The sequence below is a fragment of the Companilactobacillus furfuricola genome, from assembly GCF_003946325.1.
In the GTDB taxonomy this organism is placed as follows: Bacteria; Bacillota; Bacilli; order Lactobacillales; family Lactobacillaceae; genus Companilactobacillus; species Companilactobacillus furfuricola.
The window spans coordinates 1-6382 of the sequence record NZ_RHNT01000079.1; the positions used below are offsets into that span (position 1 = coordinate 1).

Here is a 6382-nt window from a genome sequence, read left to right on the forward strand (position 1 = left end):
TTATTTTTCCTACTCATTGTTATCGTCTCCCGGACTGATTATTGTTTTTCATCTGTCCGGTTAAAAAAATTGTAGCAGTCGGCTACGTTCCAATCCCATATAGCGCCCCGCCCCGGAACCGGCATTGAACGTAGCAACCAAAATCCCACGTATCACCAGCATAAATCCAAAGCACCAAACCATTTATCAAATTATTACTGAAAACATTTTTTTATGCATATAGTTTAGACATTTATACAAATAGGTGTAGAATTAAAAAGCTGACAGTACTAATTCTTAACACAATATTAAGTTTAAAAGTACTATAAATAATGATAGAATAGTAGATATGTTTATAACGTTTAGGAGAGATATACAAATATGGCAAATCCATTAAGAAAATGGGTCGAAAGCGATAAAAGAGAAGTTAAACGTATGGGTAAGATTGCTGATAAGATCGAAGCTTATGCCGATGAATACAGCAAATTATCAAATGAAGAACTTCAAGCTAAGACACCTAAGTTTAAAGAGAGACTTAAAAAGGGCGAAACATTGGATGATATTTTGCCAGAAGCCTTCGCAACCGCCCGTGAAGGTGCTAAGAGAGTTCTAGGTCTTTATCCTTTTAGAGTGCAATTGATTGGTGGTATTACTTTACATGAAGGTAACATTGCCGAAATGAAGACTGGTGAAGGTAAGACTTTGACAGCTACTCTACCTGTTTATTTGAACGCATTAGCTGGTAAGGGTGTTCACGTTGTTACGGTTAACGAATACTTATCAGGCCGTGATGCTAAAGAGATGGGTGAACTTTACAAATGGTTAGGTCTTACTGTTGGACTTAACGTTAACCAAATGGATTCTGAGGAAAAGCGTGAAGCTTATAATTGTGATATTACTTACTCAACTAACTCAGAACTAGGTTTCGACTACTTGCGTGATAACATGGTCGTTTACAAGGAACAAATGGTTCAACGTCCATTGAACTTTGCCATCGTTGATGAGGTCGACTCAATTTTGATCGATGAGGCTAGAACTCCTTTGATCATTTCCGGTGCTGCTGAGAAATCTACTGCGATGTATGTTCGTACTGATAGATTTGTTAAGACATTGGTTGAAGATGACTACAAGATCGATTGGCCTACTAAGTCGATCAGTTTAACTGAAACTGGTATCCGTAAGGCTGAAGATTACTTTGGTCTTGATAACTTGTATGATATTGATAACACTGTTTTGAACCACCATTTGGATCAAGCACTTCGTGCTAATGAGATCATGAGTCGTGATATTGATTACGTGGTTCAAGATAACCAAGTTATGATCGTTGATCAATTTACTGGTCGTGTTATGGAAGGTCGTCGTTATTCAGATGGATTGCACCAAGCTATCGAAGCTAAAGAAGGTGTTGAGATCCAAGATGAAACTAAGACAATGGCCAACATTACTTACCAAAACTTCTTCCGTATGTACGATAAATTATCTGGTATGACAGGTACTGCTAAGACAGAAGCTGAAGAATTCAGAGAAATTTATAACATGGAAGTTGTTTCGATCCCAACTAACAAACCTGTTATCCGTGACGATAAAGATGATGTGCTTTACCCAACACTTAAGAGTAAATTCAATGCCGTTGTTAAGGATATTGAGGCTCGCCATGCTAAAGGACAACCGATCCTAGTTGGTACTGTTGCAGTTGAGTCTTCAGAATACTTATCAAAACTACTTGATCAAAAAGGTATCCCACATGCTGTTCTTAATGCTAAGAACCATGCTAAGGAAGCTGAGATCATCATGAATGCTGGTCAACGTGGTGCCGTAACTATCGCTACTAACATGGCTGGTCGTGGTACTGATATTAAACTTGGACCTGGCGTTGTTGATTTAGGTGGACTTGCCGTTATTGGTACTGAACGACACGAATCACGTCGTATTGATAACCAGTTGCGTGGACGTTCTGGTCGTCAAGGTGACCCAGGTGTTACGCAATTCTATATGTCACTGGAAGATGACTTGATGAAGCGTTTCGGTTCTGAAAGAATCAAACGTGTTCTTAAGACTTTGAAGATCGAAGATGACGATGCTGTTATCCAAAGTCGAATGATGACTAGACAAGTTGAATCTGCTCAAAAACGTGTTGAAGGTAATAACTACGATACTCGTAAGAATACTCTTCAATATGATGATGTTATGCGTGAACAACGTGAAGTTATTTATAAAGAAAGAATGGAAGTTATCTCTGAAGATGAAGATCTCGATCGTGTCTTGATGCCAATGATCGAACGGACGATCGATGCTCAAGTTGATGTTCATACTCAAGGTAAGAAAGAAGAATGGGATCTTCCAGCAATTGTTGACTTTGCTAAAGCTGCAATTATTTCTGATGAGAAATTCAGCGTGGTCGATATTCAAATGCGTGAACCAGAAGAAATCAAGAAATACTTGATGGATATCGTTCACGAAAACTATAAGAAGAAATCTGAAGATCTTGGCGATCCTTCACAAATGCTTGAATTTGAAAAGGTTGTTATCCTAAGAGTGGTTGATGAACACTGGACTAACCACATCGATGCAATGGATCAATTACGTCAATCAATTGGTTTACGTGGATATGGACAACTTAATCCTTTAGTTGAATATCAAGAAGAAGGTTACCGTATGTTTGAAGAAATGATCTCAGACATTGAATATGATGTAACTAGATTATTCATGAAGGCCGAAATCAGACAAAACATGGAAAGATAATAAAAAAACAGGCCTCGTGCCTGCTTTTTTTATTGAAAGGTGAAAATATGGAATTTGGCGAAATAAAGAGCAGAATTCAAGAAATTGAAGATAAAATAAATCAATTCAGGAGGTCACTTTGACCTCAACAGTCTGGAAGAAAGTATAGCTGAAAACCAAGCCAAGATGACCCAGACTGGTTTTTGGGATGATCACGACAAAGCGCAAATATTGATCGATGAGACTAATGTTTTAAAAGACAAATATTTGAACTTTAAGAAACTAGAAAGTTCGGCTGAGGATCTGGAAGTTTCAGAGCAATTGTATGAAGCTGAGCCGGATGATGACCTTTTGACAGAAATGGAACAAGGCATTCAAGTAGTCGACAAGGAATTAAGATCATATGAATTGACGATGCTTTTGTCGGAACAATATGATGGCAACAACGCCATTTTAGAGATCCATCCTGGAGCCGGCGGGACTGAGTCGCAAGACTGGGGCGCTATGTTGTTGCGGATGTACGAACGTTGGGCCGACCAACATGATTTCAGCGTGGAATTTGAAGACTATCAACCTGGTGACGAAGCCGGGATCAAGAGTGTTTCGATCATGATCAAAGGTGTCAATGCTTATGGATTGTTACGTTCAGAAAAAGGTGTTCACCGTTTAGTTCGGATCTCACCATTTGATTCGGCCGGACGTCGACACACATCCTTTGCATCAGTGGAAGTTATGCCAGAACTCGACGATTCGATCGATATCGAAGTCAACGACGAAGATTTGCGGGTAGATGTATTCCGCTCGAGTGGTGCTGGTGGACAACACATCAATAAGACTTCTTCAGCTGTGCGACTGACTCATTTACCAACGGGTATCGTTGTTAGTTCACAAGCTCAAAGATCACAGTTGCAAAATAGACAGACCGCTATGAGCATGCTCAAAGCTAAACTTTTTCAAAGGGAGCAGGAAGAACAGGCCAAGAGAAATGCTGAGATCAAAGGCGAACAATTAGACATCGGTTGGGGCTCACAAATTCGTTCTTACGTTTTCCATCCTTATACGATGGTCAAAGACCATCGTTCTGGATATGAAACTGGGAACGGTCAAGCCGTAATGGATGGCGATTTAGATCCATTTATTTATGCTTATTTACAATGGAAACTTCAAGGAGAGAATCCGAAGTAATTATGACTAAAAAAATATTATGTGTTGACGATGAACCTTCTATTCTGGAATTGATCCAATACAATTTGGAGAGTAATGGTTATCAAGTCGTTACTGCGACTGACGGCCAAATTGCTTTAGATAAATTGGAACAAAATAAATTTGATTTAATTTTGCTTGATCAAATGCTACCTAAGATCGACGGACTGTCAGTTTTAAAGAAGATGCGTTCAAATACTGATTTAACGCCAGTTATTTTTTTGACGGCCGTTGATACTGAAGAAAGTAAGATCACTGGTTTGATCAGCGGAGCCGATGACTACGTGACTAAGCCTTTTTCGGTCAAGGAATTGTTGGCCCGGATCAAAGTGGTTTTGCGACGTACCGACCACGATCAAAACACGAAGCATATTTTTGAGATCAATCATGCTCTGAAGAGTTTGAACATGGACGGTACTGAGATCTCACTGACCAAGAAAGAGTATGAGTTGTTGGCATTTTTGATCAAGAATAAAGGTATCGTTGTTTCTCGAGATCAGATTTTTGATAACGTTTGGGGTATTAATTCGAATTCACAAATTCGGATGGTTGATATCCAAATTAGCCATTTACGTGATAAAATCGAAAAAGATACTAAGGATCCACAAATAATCAAAACCGTTCATGGGTTTGGATATATTTTAGAGGTGTAAAGATGAAAAAGCGCTTAGGCCCCATTATTTCCATTACCGTATCAGTGTTGCTGTTTTTAGCATTGTCACTATTTGCTGACAATATTTTGAGCAATTCCCAGAAGAATTCTTTTTCTGAAGAGGTGGCAACTTTTACTGAGTTACGGAAGAACCATTCTAAATCAGATGCTGCAAGGATCAGTAGTTTGAAGTATGTCGATATTAAGTCGAAGAGTAAAATATCTCGCCAAGCTTCTGATATGGTCCATCGTGGTAATTTGTCGATGAGCGAGCAGTATGTGACTGATGCCTCCTTTGGACATCGGACCATGTTTTATCGCTTCAATGATGGCGATTATGTCTTAGCCAAGAAGTATTCACGACTTTGGTATCAAGACTGGATCTCCTTTGTATTGTTCACGATCATGTACTTTGTCATCACTGACTCGATCATTATTTTTTATTATCGCAAACGTCTTATTTTGCGTTCAGATATCGATCGAGTGGCTGCTAATTTGCGCAGGGTCCGTAAGAACAAAGATATTTCTTCGTTGATCCTTTCTCCAGATGACGATTTGTATGAGTTAGTTGAACAGACGAATAAGATCAATCAAGATATTGGCCAGTTGCGTGATAATGCTAAGATCCGTGAACGCCGCTTCAAGAGTTTGATCGGACATTTGCCGGTTGGAGTTATGCTGTTGAATTCTCAAGGTGAGGTCATGATGCATAACCAAGCGATGGCTGCGTTGTTAGACGTTAATATTTCTGATGAGGTCCATCCTTTTATTGAAGATGTGAAGACTTATGGACTTAGCCGGATGATCGAGCATTCATTGCGGAAGAATAAGAACTATCGTCGTGAGATCCAGTTAGTTGGTAATTCGCAAAAATACGTTGATGCTAATGTGATTCATTTAGTGCACTCACGAGAAGATTTTGATAAACAAATTTTGGTTATTCTTTATGATTTGACTGCTAGTCGCCAGATGGAACAAATGCAGGTCGACTTTGTTAATAATGTTAGTCATGAGTTAAAGACGCCGATTACTTCGATCGAAGGTTTTTCTGAGACGTTGTTGGATGGTGCTCAAGATGATCCGAAGAAGCGGGAGCATTTCTTGAATATTATTCATAATGAGAGTGTGCGGTTGACTGATTTGATCCAAGATATTTTGTCGCTTTCTAAGGTTAAGAAAGAGACTGATGAGACGGAATTGGTTGATGTCGAGCATGAAGTTGATAATATTTTGCAGAGTATGATGGTTACAATTAATAAACATCATCTTAAAGTTGAAAAGAAGTTTTATGGGAATAAAGAGGTTAATATCAATAAATCTAAGGTTGATTTGATATTGAATAATTTGATTAAGAACGCTGTTTCTTATAATTCTGAGAATGGTAGTTTGAAGATCGAAGCTCATCATGATGAGGTTGAGAATCGGCTGCGGGTTGTGATTTCTGATACTGGGATCGGGATTTCGCAAAACGATCTTGATCGTGTGTTTGAGCGGTTTTATCGTGTTGATCGGTCTCGTAGTTTGGAGACTGGTGGTACTGGGCTGGGATTGGCTATTGTTAAGGAGACTGTTGATAGTTTGGACGGTAACTTGCAGGTTGAGTCTAATCTTGGACTTGGTAGTACGTTTACTTTTGAGATTCCTTTATAGTTTTTTCGTATTGCGGCTGGCCTTTTTTGGTTGGCCGCTTTTTTTGTTGTAAAGATGTAAGAGAGCTATGGCAGACAGAAGCGTTTTATTTTTCTGGAGGTTTGTTAGTTTGTTTGGTTGTTGGGTGTGGAGGTTGTAGTTTGGTTGCTACGTTCAATGCCGACTCCGGGGCCCGGG

The 6382-nt window shown here is 39.2% G+C and carries 4 protein-coding genes; all 4 read left to right on the forward strand.

Annotated features, from left to right (window positions below; translation table 11 throughout):
* Positions 1–360 precede the first annotated feature (360 nt).
* The 4 genes from secA to EKM78_RS12140 all read left to right on the forward strand — a co-directional run bounded on the left by secA (position 361) and on the right by EKM78_RS12140 (position 6205).
* Positions 361–2721 (forward strand): preprotein translocase subunit SecA, encoded by a 2361-nt coding sequence (secA, locus tag EKM78_RS12125; RefSeq protein WP_125772573.1) that lies wholly within the window; start codon positions 361–363, stop codon positions 2719–2721.
* A gap of 47 nt (positions 2722–2768) precedes the next feature.
* Positions 2769–3885 (forward strand): peptide chain release factor 2 gene (gene prfB, locus EKM78_RS12130; RefSeq protein ID WP_125772575.1). Its coding sequence is split into 2 segments (ribosomal slippage): positions 2769–2840 and positions 2842–3885, totalling 1116 coding nucleotides; the frame shifts between segments, so codons are not numbered across the junction.
* 2 nt (positions 3886–3887) lie between these two features.
* Entirely contained in the window at positions 3888–4556 is a 669-nt protein-coding gene (locus EKM78_RS12135; protein WP_125772577.1) for a response regulator transcription factor, read from the forward strand.
* A 2-nt stretch (positions 4557–4558) separates the two neighbouring features.
* Positions 4559–6205: a sensor histidine kinase gene (locus EKM78_RS12140; RefSeq protein WP_125772579.1), complete on the forward strand. Its 1647-nt coding sequence runs from the start codon at positions 4559–4561 to the stop codon at positions 6203–6205.
* The last annotated feature ends 177 nt before the right edge of the window (positions 6206–6382 follow it).